Raw genomic sequence first — 16,118 nt, 5'->3', positions numbered from 1 at the left:
ACAGGATACCGCCAGTGCTTCGAGCTCACATGGCTGGGCAAGCGTCCGGAGACGGGATCGGGTTTCATGAAACGATCGTCACGCAACGGCACGAAAACCTGCACGCTTTCGGGCGTTCTGATGAATCGCTCATCGAAGGAAAAATGTCATGGCCCGCGGAAAGGGGCGCATTCCACCCCGGCCAGACAAGGCAGATCTGCCTCAGAAAATATGCCCCATGTGCCACCGCCATTTCTCCTGGCGCAAGAAATGGGCTCGTGACTGGGATCAGGTGCGTTATTGTTCGGAACGCTGCCGACGCAATGACGGCAATGGGTCACCTGAGATACGCCCCTCGCTGTTCCTCGTTGGCAGGGGTGTCAGATCCTAGGGCTAGATACCCAAACATCCAGAAAGCCAGGTTCATTTATCCGGAGGCATCGACTTGCGACGGGTAGTGCCAATGCGAGAGGTATGCGGATGAAAACAGGATCCGAACGCATATCGTGCGCGGCGGCCTCATCTTCCAGCGCTGTCCGGGGGAAATTACTGCTCCCCTTTACCCCGCAGTACGGCCGAGCCAGCCTGTATGGGACCTTTGCGCCGTATCGGCGCAGCTTGGTCTTTTGACACAAAAAAACCCGCCCTCTTGCGAGAGCGGGTTTTTCCAAAACGTCCCGCACAAACGGGTCGATCCCTGCGGGGCCGAAGCCCCGAAGTATCAGCGCTTCGAGAACTGGAACGAACGACGAGCCTTGGCGCGACCGTACTTCTTGCGCTCGACAACGCGGCTGTCGCGGGTCAGGAAGCCTGCAACCTTCAGAATGCCACGCAGAGCGGGGTCATAATGGGTCAGGGCGCGCGAGATACCGTGACGCACTGCACCAGCCTGGCCGGACAGACCGCCGCCCTTGACCGTGCAATACACGTCGAACTGGTTGTAGCGATCCGTCAGCAGGAAGGGCTGCGTGATCAGCATGCGCAGAACCGGACGGGCGAAGTACGTCGTGACCGGACGGCCATTGACGATGATGTCACCCTTGCCCGGCTTGACCCATACGCGTGCCGTGGCGTCCTTGCGACGACCCGTTGCATAGGAACGGCCCTGTGCATCGCGCTTGACTTCGTGAACCGGAGCAGCCTGCGTGGCAGGAGCGATACCGGCGAGGTCCTGAAGCGTACCTGTGCGCTCTTGAGTTTCAGACATATCTCTCAGGCCTCGATCACATTGAGGGTGTTCTTGCGGTTCATGGACGCAACATCCAGCTTGACCGGCTGCTGGCCTTCATGCGGGTGCTTGTCACCGGCATAGACATACAGATGCTTCATCTGGGCGCGCTGCAGCGGGCCGCGCGTGATCATACGCTCGACTGCCTTCTCGATCACGCTGCCGGGGTTCTTGCCCTCGAGGCGCTGCGTGATGGTGCGCTCCTTGATGCCACCGGGATGACCCGTGTGGTAGTGGAACAGCTTCTGGCCCACCTTGTTGCCGGTCAGGACGATCTTCTCGGCGTTGATCACGACGATGTTGTCGCCGCAATCGACATGCGGGGTGTACTGGGGCTTGTGCTTGCCGCGCAGGCGGGTCGCGATGATGGTGGCGAGGCGGCCAAGAACGAGCCCTTCGGCGTCGATCAGGGTCCAGCCTTTCGTCACCTCTGCAGGCTTCAACGAAAGTGTGGTCTTCATGATTCTGACTGATCCAGCAACATGTGTTGGTATTGGGGGCGACTTATGGGGCGCGCCCGCTCGCAGGTCAAGCTTTTTCGACTCATGCTACCATACAAAAAATGGCTGTTTTCCGCCATTTTTTGTATAACGGTATCATGATACCGCATGAAAAATGCCTGAGATTGTCCCTGTCGCAAAGCCGGACTAACATGCAGCCAGTCGATTGAGGCCGTTTCAAGAGGATGATCTGACGTGAAAAGACCCTTGCTTGCCGCAGGCCTGTGCCTTGTTGTCATCGGTCTGGGTGCTATCGGGGTACGCCACGAATCCAAGGCTGAGTTGCAACGCGCCCTTGCCAGCCTGCGTGCCAACCTGCCACCCGACTCACGTTTCGAATATGATCAGGCCTATCCGCGCTTTCTCGCACGCGGTGCCGGTTTCGAGAATGCCCGCTTCATCCGCGGCGATATTGTCCTCGCGGCAAGACATCTCACCATCAACAACCCTACGGGTTATCTTGCAACGGGGCTGAGCTTTTCACAGATCCATGCTGATCATGTGACAGTTCAGGGGCCTGTGAGCGGTACCATTGGCGAAGTGACGCTCAAGAAGCTTCTGCTACCGCCCTTCAGCCGCGAGAAACGCGATATCGTCACCCTGCCGCCGGCCTCGCAGATTCATTTTCGTCATGGTCAGATCCATGACATTGCCTTGACCGCATCGAGCGGTTGCACGTTTACGATGGGCTACGCCTCTCTCGATAATTACGGCCATGATGATGGCAATGCCGGAAGCCTTCATGAAGGTCATGTGCTTTGCGCGAAAGACAGCATGGTGGCTGGCCTGTTGTCCCGTAGCACCCACCAGGCAACCGCACCCGTCAGCCTTGATATTACCGACATGCATGAGAGCGGCATACGCTACGCCCGTTATGTCGGTTGGGCGGAGCAATTCAGGGGCGGCACCCTGCCGGCTCACGTCGCGCTTTTGTCCGATGCGCTGGAAACCCCTGCAAGAACCGAAACCAAGGGTCTGTCCTTCTCATTCCTTAACCTGCAACTGACATCGGAGACCAGCGACATGCGCCGCTGGAAAGAAGGCGAGACGATCGAAACACGGGGAGAGACGCGTAATTCCTCTCTCAAGATCAGCCCTGCGTTTCCCCTCTCCCTTGTCCTGCCCCCGGTCATCCACATCAACACGGTCAACCAGACCATGTCCTTCAACACGACCACGCGTGCGGGAATGATCGGTCTGACGGCCACCACCCCGAAATCCTTCACGGTCAATGCCCGGCTCGCCATGAACAATCTCGAGAATTACGATGCGGAGCATCTGCCCGCCCTCGTCTCGACCGATCTGACCTACACGGATGAGGGGGGCAATCTCGATGCGCTCCTGACCCGCATCGCCGCCCAGCGCAACATGACCCTTGAGGATCTCAAACCGACGCTCCTCATGTCACTGGCCTTCGTCGTACAGAAGGTCCCGGGGCTGAGTGCGGTCCCCGAATTCGTGCAGTCCCCTACAGGGAAAAGCCTGACGCTCTCCTTCCGACCGCCAGTACCTCTCGATAATTCGAGCATGATCAGAATGATCAAGCCGCTATCGCAGGATCCTGCCATGGCACGGGCCTGGTCATCACCGCCCGTCCTTTCCACGACGCTGCACTGAACATGGCGTCACCCATCCATCTGATAGGGGCCAGTGGTCGCTCCGGCACCGCTATCGCCCGGGCGCTTGCCGCGCAGGGCGACACGGTGATTGCCGTCATACGGTCCCCGAAAAAACTCGAAAGCGCCCAACGTCGTACGGCGCGCATGGCCGATCTGAACGACGCCACCAGCCTTGCCACGGCTCTTGAGGGGGCTGTGCGGATCGTCTCGACTGCCCATGCCCGCTTCATTCCTGCCATTCTTGCCGCCGCACCGGCCACTGCCAGCCTGATTGCCCTTGGCAGCACACGAAAATTCACGCGCTGGCCGGACGCGCATGGCAATGGGGTACTGGCTGGCGAATCTGCCCTGCTGGCGTCAGGGCGCAAAGGCATGATCCTGCATCCGACCATGATCTATGGTGCACAGGGTGAGGACAACGTGCAGCGCCTGGCCAGCCTGCTGAAGCGCCTGCCTGTCATTCCCTTGCCCAATGGCGGGCGCTCTCTGGTGCAGCCTATCTATCAGGATGACGTGACACGCGCGGTTCTTGCCGCGCTGGAACTGGCCGAAACAGGCAGGCTGACCGGCCCTGAATCGCTCGTCATTGCCGGCCCCGAGGCCGTCACCTACCGGCAATTCATCGAGGCGATCCTCAAGGCTGCCGGTTTGGGGCGTCGGCTCTTTCTGCCCCTGCCCGGCCCCTTGCTCGAGGCCCTCGCTCCCCTCGCAGCGAAGCTGCCAGGCTTTCCCACCATAGGGCGCGCCGAGATACGACGCCTACTCGAGGACAAGGCTTTTCCCGTCCAGCCCATGCAGGACCGGCTGGGCATAACGCCAGTTCCGCTCGAGGTCGGGCTGTCCCGTCTCTTCTCCCCCGCCTCCGAACAGGCCCCTTTCTCCTCTGGAATGCGCCCATGACCCGCCCAATGCCCCAGCCCGTACCCCGCGCCCTGAAAAGCCTGTCCCGCCTCGGCTGCCTGATGCTGGCGATGGTGTCATGCACCACACTGGCGGGCTGCACCGACCCGACAGGGCCGGTTTTCGGTGACTGGTACGGGTTCAACCCACTTCCTACGCCGCAGGGCAATATCTCGATCGAGCTGGTTCTGGATGGCGCCCCAACCGCGACATCCGGCCGATATCGTCTGCATCGCCAGTCATTCTGGGCAGAAGACATGATGTTCAACCGGGCCGATACGCTCGATGGCACATGGACGCTCAGGGAATATACGGTGGACGGCAAGATCTGGCGCAATGTCTTCCTCAAGGGGCCAGAGCTGCACATCACCCACTACGTGCTGCTGCCCAATGGTTACCTCACCCCCGCAACCGACCAGAACACGCCGGATATGGGTGAGGGGGGATGGAAATGCTGCCGTCTGGCGCCCCGCGCGCGCAACAGCTTCGGCTATGGGCGCGTCTAGGCCCGGACCCGGACGGCAGGAGCAGCACGCCCATGGCTGACGCCTTCACAATCGGCGCCTGGATGACCCGCTCGGGCGTCGGTTTCGGCACGAGCGGTGCGCGTGGCCTTGTTTCAGCCATGCGCGATGACGTGTGTTTTGCCTATGTACTCGGATATCTGCAGCATCTCGGCACACTGGGCGAGTTCATGCCGGGCTGCCCGGTTGCCCTGGCGGGCGATCTGCGTCCCAGCACGCCGCGCATCCTCTCCGCCTGCGCGGCCGCCATTGAGCATGCAGGCGGTGTGCCGGTCTTTTGCGGCTATGTGCCGACACCTGCTCTTTGCCTTCATGCCTATGCACGCGGCATACCGTCCTTGATGGTGACAGGCAGCCATATTCCGGCTGATCGCAACGGTATAAAATTCAACCGTGCACGAGGGGAATTTCTGAAAGAAGACGAGCCCGGGATGCGGGAGCAAAGTGTTGTGCTCCCTGCCGGACTTTTCGACGACCATGGTGCCCTCGTCCAAAGTTTCACGTTACCGGACCCCATTGATGTTCTGACGCCGTATATCGCCCGATATCGCGATTTCTTCGGGGCCGATGCGCTGCGGGGCCTTCGCCTTGGCATCTATCAGCATTCCGCCGTGGGAAGAGATTGCCTTATCAGCGTGCTCGATGCCCTGGGGGCCAGGGTGACGCCGCTGGCCCGGTCGGAAACATTCATGCCGGTCGACACCGAAGCGGTTCGCCCCGAGGACGTCGCTCTGGCCAGCACCTGGGCAGCGACAGGGGCTTACGATGCCCTTCTGACGACAGACGGCGATTCCGACCGGCCCCTCATTGCGGATCGACAGGGCCAATGGCTCCGTGGCGATATCCTCGGCATTCTCGCCGCCCGTTATCTCGGGGCCCAGGCCGTTGCCACACCCATCAACAGCAATACCGCCCTTGAAAAAGCCGGGTTTGCTCGCGCGATCCACCGCACACGCATTGGCTCACCCTATGTCGTTGCCGCCATGACGCAAGCCGCGCAATCGGGGCTGGCTCCCTCCGTGGGCTATGAGGCCAATGGAGGGTTCCTCCTCGCCACACCGGTCATGCGCCCTACGGCCACAGCTCCCGGCGGCGCGCTTGCCGCTCTGCCAACACGTGATGCGGTTCTCCCGATGCTCTGCGCCCTCATGGCTGCGCGCGACCACGGGGATGATCTTGCGGCTCTGGCCGCGACGTTGCCTCAGCGCTACACGTTGAGCGACCGGATCACACCACTGGCAACCGACCGCAGCCTTGAGGCCATCGCGGCCCTGCGCGACTCACTGGCCACCCACCGGCATCTGCCCGCCTTCGCGGCTCTTTGTGGTGACATCGTTCACATCGATGAGACGGATGGCCTACGCCTGACCTTCGCGTCGCAGGATGTCGTGCATTTCCGTCCCTCAGGCAATGCGCCAGAACTACGGCTTTATGCCGAGGCTGCCACCCAGACACAGGCCCGCCTTCTTCTCGCAACCGCTCTCACGCTTGCCACCTCTTGGCGCGACTGACCATTAGGGATTAGGGTCGGCGCAACGGACAGCCCGCAAGGCTCTGGAAATCCTGCATCAGAGTGTCGCCCGGGCGGCCCCGCCGCAGCCCAGTCTCCAGAGCAATTTCAACTGGATCGAGTCTTGCCTTCTTCATCCCTGACGACCCCTCATCGCATTGTTCCTGTCATCCTCTCCGGTGGCTCAGGGAGTCGCCTCTGGCCGGTGTCCCGCAGCAGCTTCCCCAAACAGTTCTGGCCGCTCCTTACAGACAAGACCCTGCTGCAGGAAACCGCCATGCGTGGCATGGCTGCCGGGCTGGAAGCGCCTATTGTTGTGTGCAACGAGTCACATCGCTTCATCCTTGCCGAACAGTTGCGAGCGATCGGAATTGATAACGCCAGAATCGTGCTCGAGCCCTCGGCGCGAAATTCGGCCCCGGCTATTGCCGCGGCAGCTTTTCTCGTCGCTGAGCACATGCCAGACGCCATTCTCTGGGTCATGGCTGCGGATGCCGCCATCACCGATATGGACGCCCTTTTCTCGACACTGGCCATCGCCGCAGAGACCGCAGAAAAGGGCTATGTCACGATATTTGGCGTCGAGCCGACCAAACCCGAAACCGGCTATGGCTATATCGAACGCGGTGATGCCCTGGCAGACGTATCGGGCGCCTTCAGTGTCGCGCGCTTCATGGAAAAACCCGATCTGGCAACAGCGACACGGCTCGTTCAGGATCAGCGCTATTCATGGAACTCAGGCATGTTCGTCGCGCGTGCCGATATCCTTCTGCGCGAAATCAGCACCTTCGAGCCTGATATTCACGCCCATGTCGAACAGGCCGTTGCAGGCCGTAAATCCGATCTCGACTTCGAACGCCTCGACCCTGAAGCATTCAACCGCTCGCCCGATATCTCCATCGACTACGCGGTCGCTGAACGCACCTCTCATGCCGCCGTCGTGCCGGCACGTTTTGGCTGGTCTGATATCGGCAGCTGGGATGCCCTATGGGAAATCAGCCCCAAGGACGACGATGGCAATGTGACGTCAGGCGATGTGTTCCTGGACGGCACACGCAATTGCTACGTCCGCTCCGATGGGCCGGTGACAACGGTTATGGGGCTGGATGATCTTGTTGTGGTCGCGACAGAAGACGCCGTGATGGTGTCGCATCGGGACCGGGCGCAGGATGTCAAGAAAATGGTCGCCCGCCTGAGCAAGGCAGGCCGTGCCGAAGCCCTGTCGCATAACCGGATGTACCGCCCCTGGGGCTTTTATGAAAGTTTGATCCAGGGCGACCGTTTTCAGGTGAAGCGGATCCATGTCGACCCCGGTCATACCCTCTCCCTGCAAAAGCACTTTCACCGTGCCGAACATTGGGTGGTGGTTGCCGGTACGGCCGTCGTCACACGCGACAGCGATGAGATTATTGTAAGAGAAAACGAGAGCATCTATCTGCCACTTGGATGCACCCATCGTCTTGCCAACCCAGGCCGGATCCCGCTGACACTGATCGAAGTGCAGTCCGGCCCTTATCTTGGTGAGGACGATATCATTCGTCTTGAGGATGTGTACGCGCGCCCTTGATCCGCAAAATTAGCCTGGCATGCACGATCATGTGCCAGGTTTTCGAAAGAGCCGACATTCAGGTGCGGTGACTACTCGATGCTCTGCATACCACCGGGTAGTCCGGCAAACTGCATGAAACCACCGTACAGCAGAGCGCAGACATGAGACGCAAGAGCACTCACGATGCTTCTTATGATCATATTTTGTGGAAAATGCTGGGGCGAATGACGGGACTCGAACCCGCGACCACCGGTACCACAAACCGGCGCTCTACCAACTGAGCTACATCCGCCACACAGCGACGCCCGATTTAGAGAAATGCAGGGCTGTCGTCTAGTCCCTTTATCGAGATTCTTTTCCACCCCGAGAGGAAACCGGCCATCGACCTGTTCTGGCTGGCGATGCCTCCCGGATATGTTGCTCTGTCCCTCAACACCCGCCGAGGCGCGCTACACACGAAGCACGATTGCCTTTCTGCTGATCGATACCAATCAGGGCAGCATAACTCGCAATCCCGGACACGTATTCCAGACAGCCCCCCTTGCTAAGGGAGACGGCTCTTTCTAGGTTCTGCACATCATTGCCGCGTCGGGCCGGAATACGACGAGACCCTGCTGATCTTTGACCGACGAAAGGAATCGTCCCTTGAACCTCTCGACTTATCGCGCACAGTGGGCTTTCAGCCCGCTGCGCGAGGTGCTGGCTGGCATGGTGGGCACATTTGCGCTCATTCCCGAGGTCATTGCCTTTTCATACATTGCTGGTGTTTCGCCGGCTGTCTCGCTCTACGCGTCATTTGTCATCAGCGTCGCGATTGCCATTACAGGCGGCCGACCAGGCATGATTTCCGGCGCTGCCGGTTCGGTGGCGCTTGTTGCCGCAGCGCTCGTGCATCATCACGGTATCCAGTATCTGTTTCTGGCCACGCTGGTCGCGGGCGCCATGCAGATCGTATTCGGCCTGCTGAAACTGCATGTGCTCATGCGCTTCGTCTCGAAAGAGGTGCAGACCGGCTTCGTCAATGCGCTGGCCATCCTGATTTTCTCGGCGCAGGTGCCGCAGATGCTGCATGTGACATGGCACACCTATGCCTTGATCGCGCTTGGTCTTACCATCATCTACCTGCTACCGAAGCTGACAACGGCCATCCCCTCCCCCCTGATCTGTATCGTCGTCCTGACACTCATCACCATCTGGTACCCGATGCCTGTGCATGTGGTGGCTGATCTTGGCGCCCTGCCTACCGGCCTGCCTGGCTTTATACTGCCGCATGTCCCCCTTACGCTCGAGACATTCGAGATTGTCATGCCCTACGCACTGGCGATGGCCTCGGTGGGTCTGCTTGAATCCCTCATGACCGCGGGTGTGGTGGATGACCACACAGATACCCACGGCGCACCGCGTATGGAATGCACCGGGCTCGGCATTTCCAATATACTGGTCGGACTTTTTGGTGGCATCGCAGGCTGCGGCATGATCGGCCAGACGGTCGGCAACCTTCGTTATGGCGGCCGCGGACGACTCTCCACCTTCACGGCAGGTGCCTTCCTGCTGATCCTGATGGTCCTCCTGCACAGCTATGTTGCGCGTGTTCCCATGGCAGCGCTTGTTGCCATCATGATCATGGTGTCAGTCAGCACATTCGCATGGGGCTCGCTGCGTGATCTCATGCGTCACCCCAAGCTTTCCAGCCTGGTCATGATCATCACCGTGATTGTCACAGTCACCACGCATGATCTCGCGGCTGGCGTGGCGGTTGGCGTGCTGCTGAGCGGCGTTTTCTTTGCCTGGCGGGCCATGGGTATGCTGCGTGTCGAAACCCGGCAATCGGCTGAAGCTGATCTGTATCTGGTACACGGCCAGGTGTTCTTCGCCTCGGCTGACATGCTGTACGATGCGATCGACTTCCAGACAAAGGCACCGGTGGTCGAAATCAATCTCGCCGATGCGACATTCTGGGATATCACATCGGTCGATATTCTGGAGAAAATCGTCAGCAAGCTCCAAGGCAGATCGATCACCGTTCGCGTCGAGGGGCTGCATAGCCGGCGTCATGGTCTTATCGCCGAGCAGTCAGACGAGCCCCTTCTTTCAATGTGAACCGTGGAGGCGTTTCGCCAGAGCCTCCCGCTCTGGCGACGCAACAAGATCGGCAAGGCTTTGCCGATCCAGCACGGCCATGAATGCTTCTAGCGCCTCGCCCAGCACCCCCTGCAAGCGGCAGACGCCGGTGAGAAGACAGGTCTGGCCCGTCTGAAAGCAGGCGACGAGGGCCATATCCTCCTCGGTAAAGCGCACAAGCGCTCCGATATTGATCTCTTCAGCAGGGCGGCCAAGCACGAGGCCGCCTCCACGCCCACGCATGGTCGTAACGAACCCTCCCTGCCCCAGCCGGTGCACAATCTTCACGAGATGATTCTCGGAAATGTCGTAGCGCTGGGCAATCTCATGAATCGACACACGGCGATCAGGATTGAGGGCGAGGTAGAACAGGGTGCGCAGGGCATAATCGGTATGAAGGGTCAGGCGCATATTTGAAGATATATCATATTTACATGTTAAGTGCATTCACCCTAAAAGATGTATGTTATTTGCATCTTTTAGGAGTCGAAGGATGATCACACCGCTCAAATCCGGCACTGCTGGTATCGTCAAGGCGACAATCCCCGCTTTGGAGGCCCATGGTGTAGAGATCACCAAGACCATGTATGGCGCTCTGATGCGCGATCCTGCGATTGCAGCCATGTTCAATCAGACCGATCAGGCCAATGGTCGTCAGCCCCACGCATTAGCGGCAGCGGTTCTGGCCTATGCACGGCATATCGAACACCCTGAAAGGCTGGAGGCCGCGCTCAGTCTTATCACCGAGCGTCATGTCGCCGTTATGGTCAAACCCGAGCAATACCCCGTGGTAGGCAGGGCGCTTCTGGGCGCGATCAAGACAGTGCTGGGTGATGCTGCGACTCCCGAGATTATCGACGCCTGGGCAGATGCATACCGGTTTCTCGCCGATGTGCTGATTGATCGGGAAGCCAGGATTTACGCTGAGCGCGCGGCGCTGCCCGGTGGATGGCGCGAATGGCGCACGTTCCGGGTTGCCTCCAAAACGAAAGAGAGTGATGCCGTTGCCTCTTTCTGGCTGGTACCTGTGGATGGCAAGCCGGTTCTGCGCCATGAGCCCGGCCAGTTCCTGACATTCCGCTTGGACCGTGATGGCCTTTCCACGCGGCGCAGTTACAGCATTTCAAGCGCGCCCGATTCGAGCGCTTACAGGATTTCGGTCAAGCGTGACCCCTTGGGCAAGGTATCGCGCTGGTTCCACGACGTGCTCAAGGAGGGTGACGCACTCGATGTGGCGCCGCCCGCCGGAGACTTCACACTCGCCCGAAGCGGCACGTCGCCTGTCATTCTGGTCAGCGCGGGAATTGGTATCACGCCCTTCATGAGCATGATCCTGGCGGCAGGCGACCGCAAAAGCAGTCCAGCAATACGACTGGTACACGGTGATCACGATTTTGCCCGCATGGCCTTCAAATCTACCTTCGTTGACGCCGCGACCAAACCGGAAGCTTGCCGGATCGATCTGTTCAGCAGTTCGGGCGAAGGCAACAACCTGCCAGTGCCAAGCCATAAAGGGCATATCTCGGCCCAGTGGATTTTCGACCAGATGGGCGCCGACACGCATGTTTTCGTCTGTGGTCCCAGAGGCTTTCAACGTGACCTGATTGGCGGCCTGCGCCAACTCGGCGTCCCAGGCGCGCAGTTGCACCACGAATTTTTTGGCTCGGACGAACCACTCCTGGGCTGACGCTCTCTGCGCACATCGCGATCGGTTCAACCTGCGATGTGCGCCGCAACGTTGCGGGCAATGTTACCGAGTTTCGACCAGAGATCGTCGTTATCGTCTTCCCGACCCAGCGACAAACGCAGCGTGCGCTTTTTTCCTGCTCTCTTCCTCAGAGAGACTATTGTGTATGGATCTGAGATTTATTTCTCATATTTGAGATAATAAAATATTTGTTGTTCAACACGATATATAGTCTGTTAATATACGCGATACATAGTATTTTATCGGAATCGTTTGTATGATGGAAACGTTATATTACTTTATTTTTCCTTATAGATCTGTACCTCGTTAAGGCTTGTTATCAGGGGAAAGGCGTAATGGCTGTTATCTTCGAAGGTGACGATCTGGTCGTCCACGAAATAGCTGGTGATTCCGATTATGCGGTAATTACCTTTGAGCCCGCCGAACAATGCCAGCACGCGACCAGTAATTTTTTCGCTGAAAAACCGTTGCGATTTAATAATGTAAAAGTATTGGTGTAACAGCAAAATATTCGAAATGGTATATATTCAACGAAGTTGATGATGTTATCACAATAATAAATAATAAATTGCATGGCATAAATAATCGTATTGTTTTTGCTTACTCTATGGGTGGCCACCCAGCTCTCAATTGGTCCCGTCGAATTGGCGCAAAGACAGTTTTTCGATGTGCCCGAAATATTCGCTCGATCCAGATATATGTAATATTGAACAAGCCCATGTCGACAAATATTTCTGCAAACGCATGAAGGGAATGAAAATCGACCCGAAGAACGTATCTGGCCGCGTTTTCATCGTTTATGATCCCGACCACACGCACGACTAATCGAAGAAAAGCTCGCTTCTTGCAATGTAACATTGCTCCAGAGTTTCTATTCCCAGCACGACGTACATCTGACAATACAAGGCAGCGCGAAATTCGGGCGCATGATCCGAACGCTCGCGTACGGTTCCGATCAGGAGATAAAAGCGGTCTATGCAAAGGAACGTAAAACGAGTTCCTCGACCCTTAACACTTTACTCCTGCGTAATATTCATTACCATCCAGAGAGAGCTCTAAGCGCGATATTATCCAACAGATCTTTAATGCATGGAAATATGCAACCGGTTTTGGGAAGAACTTTGGATATGGCGCGCCTATCGCATCGATTTTCTGAGAAAGGCAAGTTCGAGGAAGCCTGCCTTTGTCTCAGTCTACCGTTTCTGCAGGCAAGATATAGTAAGGAACTCGACCGAAATATTTTGGCCAGTGCCGCGTTGCGACAGTTTACTCGCGCACCCCTAGGATTTCACGGTCACCTTTTATGTTACGATTTCATTACGAGAGAATTTTCTGGTCGAGATCTGTTTGGGCCTACACCCAACTGTCCGGAGGTGGAGATACGCAAGTCCGGCGGATATTATCTGATGCAAATCACAACCGGCATGGAAGCGACCTATCTTTATGAGCAGGACGGGAAGATACTTACGTCAGACGTGCCACGTGACTGCGGATTTACGCTTGAGAAAAGCGCGCGCAATCATCACTACCACATACGTTCCCGGCTAGGGTACCTCCGCTCTCATCCTACAGGCCACTATGAACTGGATCGTCCTGTCAAACTCGAATGGGAAGAATTTTCCATACCGTCAGTCTTTAGCTGATCTTTAAATCTTTGCTGTTTATGCAAAACGCCCGGCACACCAAGCCGGGCGTTTGAGAAAAGTCCTGCACCCCTCAAGGGAACCAAAACCTGGCTCAGGGTTTTGGCCAGCCAGTCGCGGGGCGGTCGAAATGTGACAGAAGATCCTGATCGGGGATATTCGTCAGATCCTTGCTCTCACTCTTGATCAACTTCTTGCTGGTCGCTTTCGACAGATGCTCGCGTATGTCGTGAAGCACGTGGGGTGCCGCCGCAAGCACGAGCCCCTCGAGGGCAGGGTTGTCGTTCAGTGCCGTCTCGATTTCATCTGCAATCTGTCTGGCGAACCGCTCCTTGACCTGCACTTTCGGATCCGAACGCGGCTCTTTTATCGAAGCGACATCACCCGCTGCGTCCGTTGCCTTGTCGTGGGCTCCAAAACGCTGGATTGTACGCATCTGCTGGCCATCATAGCGCAGAAAGCGTGCCTTTTCTCCATCGCAGACTGCATAAAGTACTGGGTCCTGAACGGCCATAAAACCTCTCCTGTGTTTACGAATAATGAACGCAATCTGGTAAAGGCAGTTTCTGCTTACACAGATACTTGAAGCAGGATCAGCAGGACAAGGCCAAGGCGTCACGGACCATTTGCCAGGACGCTCGGTCGGGCGCGTAAAGCAGGCCCCTTCCCGGCACCGCAGGATGGTAAGGCACATCGTTCAAACGCGCACCATAAGCCCCTGCTTCAAGCATAAGCAGCCAACCCGGGCAATGATCCCACAGACATGTGCGACTATAAGCCAACACATGCCCGTGCCCCCCTGCCACCAGGCGATATTCATGCGCGGCGCAGCGCAAATCCCATAAACCGGTCATGGAACGCAGCGCCTGGTCGGCGCGCTCTGTGTCACCCATGGGCAGCGTACGCCAGGCAATTTTTCCGGTTACATCCTCAATACGGGAAAAAGGCCGTGCCGCCCGCATGGGACGGGTTGCCCCACAAGGGTCCTCCGTCCAGGCGCCCTCACCCATCAGGGCAAGGGCAGAACTGCCTGTGACAGGGTCATGAATGACACTCGCAACCGGCACGCCGTGCTCGAGAACCGCCATCATCACGCCAAAAACCGGCAAGCCGGCGGCATAATTGGCTGTGCCATCGATAGGATCGATGGTCACACTTAGCGGGGCTCTACCGGCTTCTTCGATCAGGGCCGGTTGGGTGCAGCATCGCTCTTCGCCAATCAGGACAGCCTCTGGCAACAGGCGCGCCAGCTCCCCCGCAATAAATTCTTCCGAGAGGATGTCCGCAATCGTCACCAGATCGGATGGGGACGATTTCGTACGTATGTCAGCTTCGGACAGACGACCAAAACGGGGCATGATGATCCGTGTCGCCGCATCACGGGCGATCACGGACAGATCCTCCAGCACCGCTCGCGTCACGGTGCGTGTCCGCACCGGTGTCATGATCGCCTCACCCTCGCTCAATCGTTCCTCCCTGGGAGAGACCGTTATCCTCCCTCAATCCACTATCAGGAGGATTTCAGGCAGATACAAGGCAATCCGGGTAGAGTTGGCCAAAGCGTGACCGGTCCTGTTCGAACAATCGGACATCGAGTGTGATCTCGGTTTCCTGGTCCAGACGTTCCAGAACCTCGCCATGCTCATAAAGCCATGCCAGCGCGGCACCGTTGCTGATATCAAGGCTCACACGTGTCAGGCTCATCGACGCCGTCATATGCTGATCGAGCATCGAGTAGAGATTGGGAAGCCCCTCGCCTGTCATGGCCGATATGGCCACACAGCCGGGATGACGCGGCACAGCCTCGATACCGCCCATGAGGTCGGCCTTGTTCAGAACCTCGATGGTTCGCTCGGGCCAGTTTTCATCCAGCATGCCATCGCGCACCATGCCATCCAGCACGTTGATGACATCAGCACGCTGGGCGGCACTATCCGGGTGAGCAATATCGCGCACGTGGAGGATGATATCAGCCTCGGCCACTTCTTCGAGTGTCGCACGAAAGGCCGCAACCAGCTCGGTAGGCAATTCACTGATGAACCCGACTGTATCGGACAGAATGACCCTGCGCCCTGACGGCAGACGCAAACCCCGCATGGTCGGGTCCAGCGTCGCAAAAAGCTGATCCTGCGCATGCACGGCGGAGCCGGTCAGTGCATTGAACAGCGTCGATTTGCCCGCGTTGGTGTAACCCACCAGAGCGACCACCGGGAAGGGCACCTTCTTGCGGGCGGAGCGATGCAGACCACGCGTGCGGCGTACCTGATCGAGATCCTTGCGCAGTCTGACCAGCCGCTCGTCGATCATGCGACGGTCAGCCTCGATCTGGGTTTCACCAGGACCGCCAAGAAAGCCGAAACCACCGCGCTGACGCTCAAGATGAGTCCACAGCCTGACGAGACGGGAGCGCTGATATTCCAGATGCGCAAGTTCGACCTGCAATACGCCCTCACGGGTCGCTGCGCGCGCGCCAAAGATATCCAGGATGAGCCCGGTGCGATCGAGCACCTTGCAGTCCAGCGCCTTCTCGAGATTGCGCTGCTGGCCGGGTGAGAGTTTGGCGTCCACGATCATGACCTTGACGTCATTCTCGTGCACCAGCTCGGCCAGTTGCTCGACCTGCCCCTTGCCGAACAGGGTCGCAGGGCGAACCGCACGAATCGCCAGAACAGCCTGCCTGACGACAACGAGACCAATGGAAGACGTCAGCCCGACAGCCTCTTCAAGACGGGCTTCCGCAGCACGGAACTCGTCGTTGGGTGTCGGGCGCGCCCAGGGTAGAATGACCGCAGCGCGTGTCGCGGGGGGTGTCGTACTTGTCGTCACTGACACGTCTT

At 58.1% G+C, this 16,118-nt stretch carries 15 protein-coding genes and 1 tRNA gene; 9 read left to right on the top strand and 7 right to left on the bottom strand.

Annotated features, from left to right (window positions below; all coding sequences use genetic code 11):
* Window positions 1-148: 148 nt before the first annotated feature.
* Window positions 149-370: a DUF2256 domain-containing protein gene (locus P5689_RS09150; protein ID WP_285532910.1), complete on the top strand. Its 222-nt coding sequence runs from the start codon at window positions 149-151 to the stop codon at window positions 368-370.
* 330 nt (window positions 371-700) lie between these two features.
* Here the strand turns inward: P5689_RS09150 and rpsI are convergent, their stop codons facing one another.
* Window positions 701-1,186 (bottom strand): 30S ribosomal protein S9, encoded by a 486-nt coding sequence (gene rpsI, locus P5689_RS09145; RefSeq protein WP_023977906.1) that lies wholly within the window; start codon window positions 1,184-1,186, stop codon window positions 701-703.
* A gap of 5 nt (window positions 1,187-1,191) precedes the next feature.
* Complete coding sequence (rplM, locus tag P5689_RS09140; RefSeq protein WP_023977905.1) at window positions 1,192-1,668, bottom strand: 50S ribosomal protein L13; 477 nt, start codon at window positions 1,666-1,668, stop codon at window positions 1,192-1,194.
* A gap of 234 nt (window positions 1,669-1,902) precedes the next feature.
* Between rplM and P5689_RS09135 the strand changes: the two genes are divergently transcribed.
* From P5689_RS09135 to P5689_RS09115, 5 genes are all read left to right on the top strand, one after another.
* Window positions 1,903-3,324 carry a hypothetical protein gene (locus P5689_RS09135; protein WP_152530150.1) on the top strand — a complete coding sequence of 474 codons (1,422 nt, stop codon included), beginning with the start codon at window positions 1,903-1,905 and terminating at the stop codon, window positions 3,322-3,324.
* Window positions 3,325-3,326: 2 nt separating this feature from the next.
* Window positions 3,327-4,226: an SDR family oxidoreductase gene (locus tag P5689_RS09130; RefSeq protein WP_051395808.1), complete on the top strand. Its 900-nt coding sequence runs from the start codon at window positions 3,327-3,329 to the stop codon at window positions 4,224-4,226.
* Window positions 4,223-4,732, top strand: a complete 510-nt coding sequence (locus P5689_RS09125; protein WP_235075408.1) for a hypothetical protein — start codon at window positions 4,223-4,225, stop codon at window positions 4,730-4,732. The genes P5689_RS09130 and P5689_RS09125 overlap by 4 nt, the downstream gene beginning before the upstream one ends.
* Window positions 4,733-4,794: 62 nt before the next feature.
* A complete protein-coding gene (locus P5689_RS09120) occupies window positions 4,795-6,261 on the top strand; it encodes a phosphomannomutase (protein WP_285533873.1) in 1,467 nt (488 codons plus the stop codon).
* A gap of 123 nt (window positions 6,262-6,384) precedes the next feature.
* Window positions 6,385-7,827: a mannose-1-phosphate guanylyltransferase/mannose-6-phosphate isomerase gene (locus P5689_RS09115; RefSeq protein ID WP_285532909.1), complete on the top strand. Its 1,443-nt coding sequence runs from the start codon at window positions 6,385-6,387 to the stop codon at window positions 7,825-7,827.
* Between the two features lie 198 nt (window positions 7,828-8,025).
* On the opposite strand, the gene P5689_RS09110 is transcribed toward P5689_RS09115, so the two are convergent.
* Window positions 8,026-8,101: transfer RNA gene (locus P5689_RS09110), tRNA-His, on the bottom strand.
* A gap of 353 nt (window positions 8,102-8,454) precedes the next feature.
* Between P5689_RS09110 and P5689_RS09105 the strand changes: the two genes are divergently transcribed.
* Window positions 8,455-9,909 (top strand): SulP family inorganic anion transporter, encoded by a 1,455-nt coding sequence (locus tag P5689_RS09105; protein ID WP_285532908.1) that lies wholly within the window; start codon window positions 8,455-8,457, stop codon window positions 9,907-9,909.
* Here P5689_RS09105 and P5689_RS09100 read toward each other — a convergent pair.
* Window positions 9,901-10,341 carry an Rrf2 family transcriptional regulator gene (locus tag P5689_RS09100; protein WP_062163806.1) on the bottom strand — a complete coding sequence of 147 codons (441 nt, stop codon included), beginning with the start codon at window positions 10,339-10,341 and terminating at the stop codon, window positions 9,901-9,903. The two genes, P5689_RS09105 and P5689_RS09100, sit on opposite strands and share 9 nt — an antisense overlap.
* Window positions 10,342-10,423: 82 nt before the next feature.
* Here P5689_RS09100 and P5689_RS09095 point away from each other — a divergent pair, with 82 nt between their 5' ends.
* Together P5689_RS09095 and P5689_RS09090 are read left to right on the top strand one after the other, a co-directional pair.
* A complete protein-coding gene (locus tag P5689_RS09095) occupies window positions 10,424-11,617 on the top strand; it encodes a globin domain-containing protein (protein WP_285532907.1) in 1,194 nt (397 codons plus the stop codon).
* Window positions 11,618-11,973: 356 nt separating this feature from the next.
* The gene (locus P5689_RS09090) at window positions 11,974-12,138 is read left to right on the top strand and encodes a hypothetical protein (protein ID WP_285532906.1); all 165 of its coding nucleotides are present in this window, start codon (window positions 11,974-11,976) and stop codon (window positions 12,136-12,138) included.
* Window positions 12,139-13,375: 1,237 nt separating this feature from the next.
* Here the strand turns inward: P5689_RS09090 and P5689_RS09085 are convergent.
* From P5689_RS09085 to hflX, 3 genes are all read right to left on the bottom strand, one after another.
* Window positions 13,376-13,795, bottom strand: coding sequence for a host attachment protein (locus tag P5689_RS09085; protein WP_023977894.1), 420 nt, complete (start codon window positions 13,793-13,795; stop codon window positions 13,376-13,378).
* A 79-nt stretch (window positions 13,796-13,874) separates the two neighbouring features.
* Window positions 13,875-14,747 (bottom strand): inositol monophosphatase, encoded by an 873-nt coding sequence (locus P5689_RS09080; RefSeq protein ID WP_051395806.1) that lies wholly within the window; start codon window positions 14,745-14,747, stop codon window positions 13,875-13,877.
* 55 nt (window positions 14,748-14,802) lie between these two features.
* Complete coding sequence (gene hflX / locus P5689_RS09075) at window positions 14,803-16,107, bottom strand: GTPase HflX (protein ID WP_031240186.1); 1,305 nt, start codon at window positions 16,105-16,107, stop codon at window positions 14,803-14,805.
* Window positions 16,108-16,118: the final 11 nt, after the last annotated feature.

It is taken from the genome of Asaia sp. HumB, from assembly GCF_030263835.1.
Classification (GTDB): domain Bacteria; phylum Pseudomonadota; class Alphaproteobacteria; order Acetobacterales; family Acetobacteraceae; genus Asaia; species Asaia bogorensis.
Note: the sequence above shows the minus strand (reverse complement) of the source record. Positions and strands in the feature narration are given on the sequence as shown.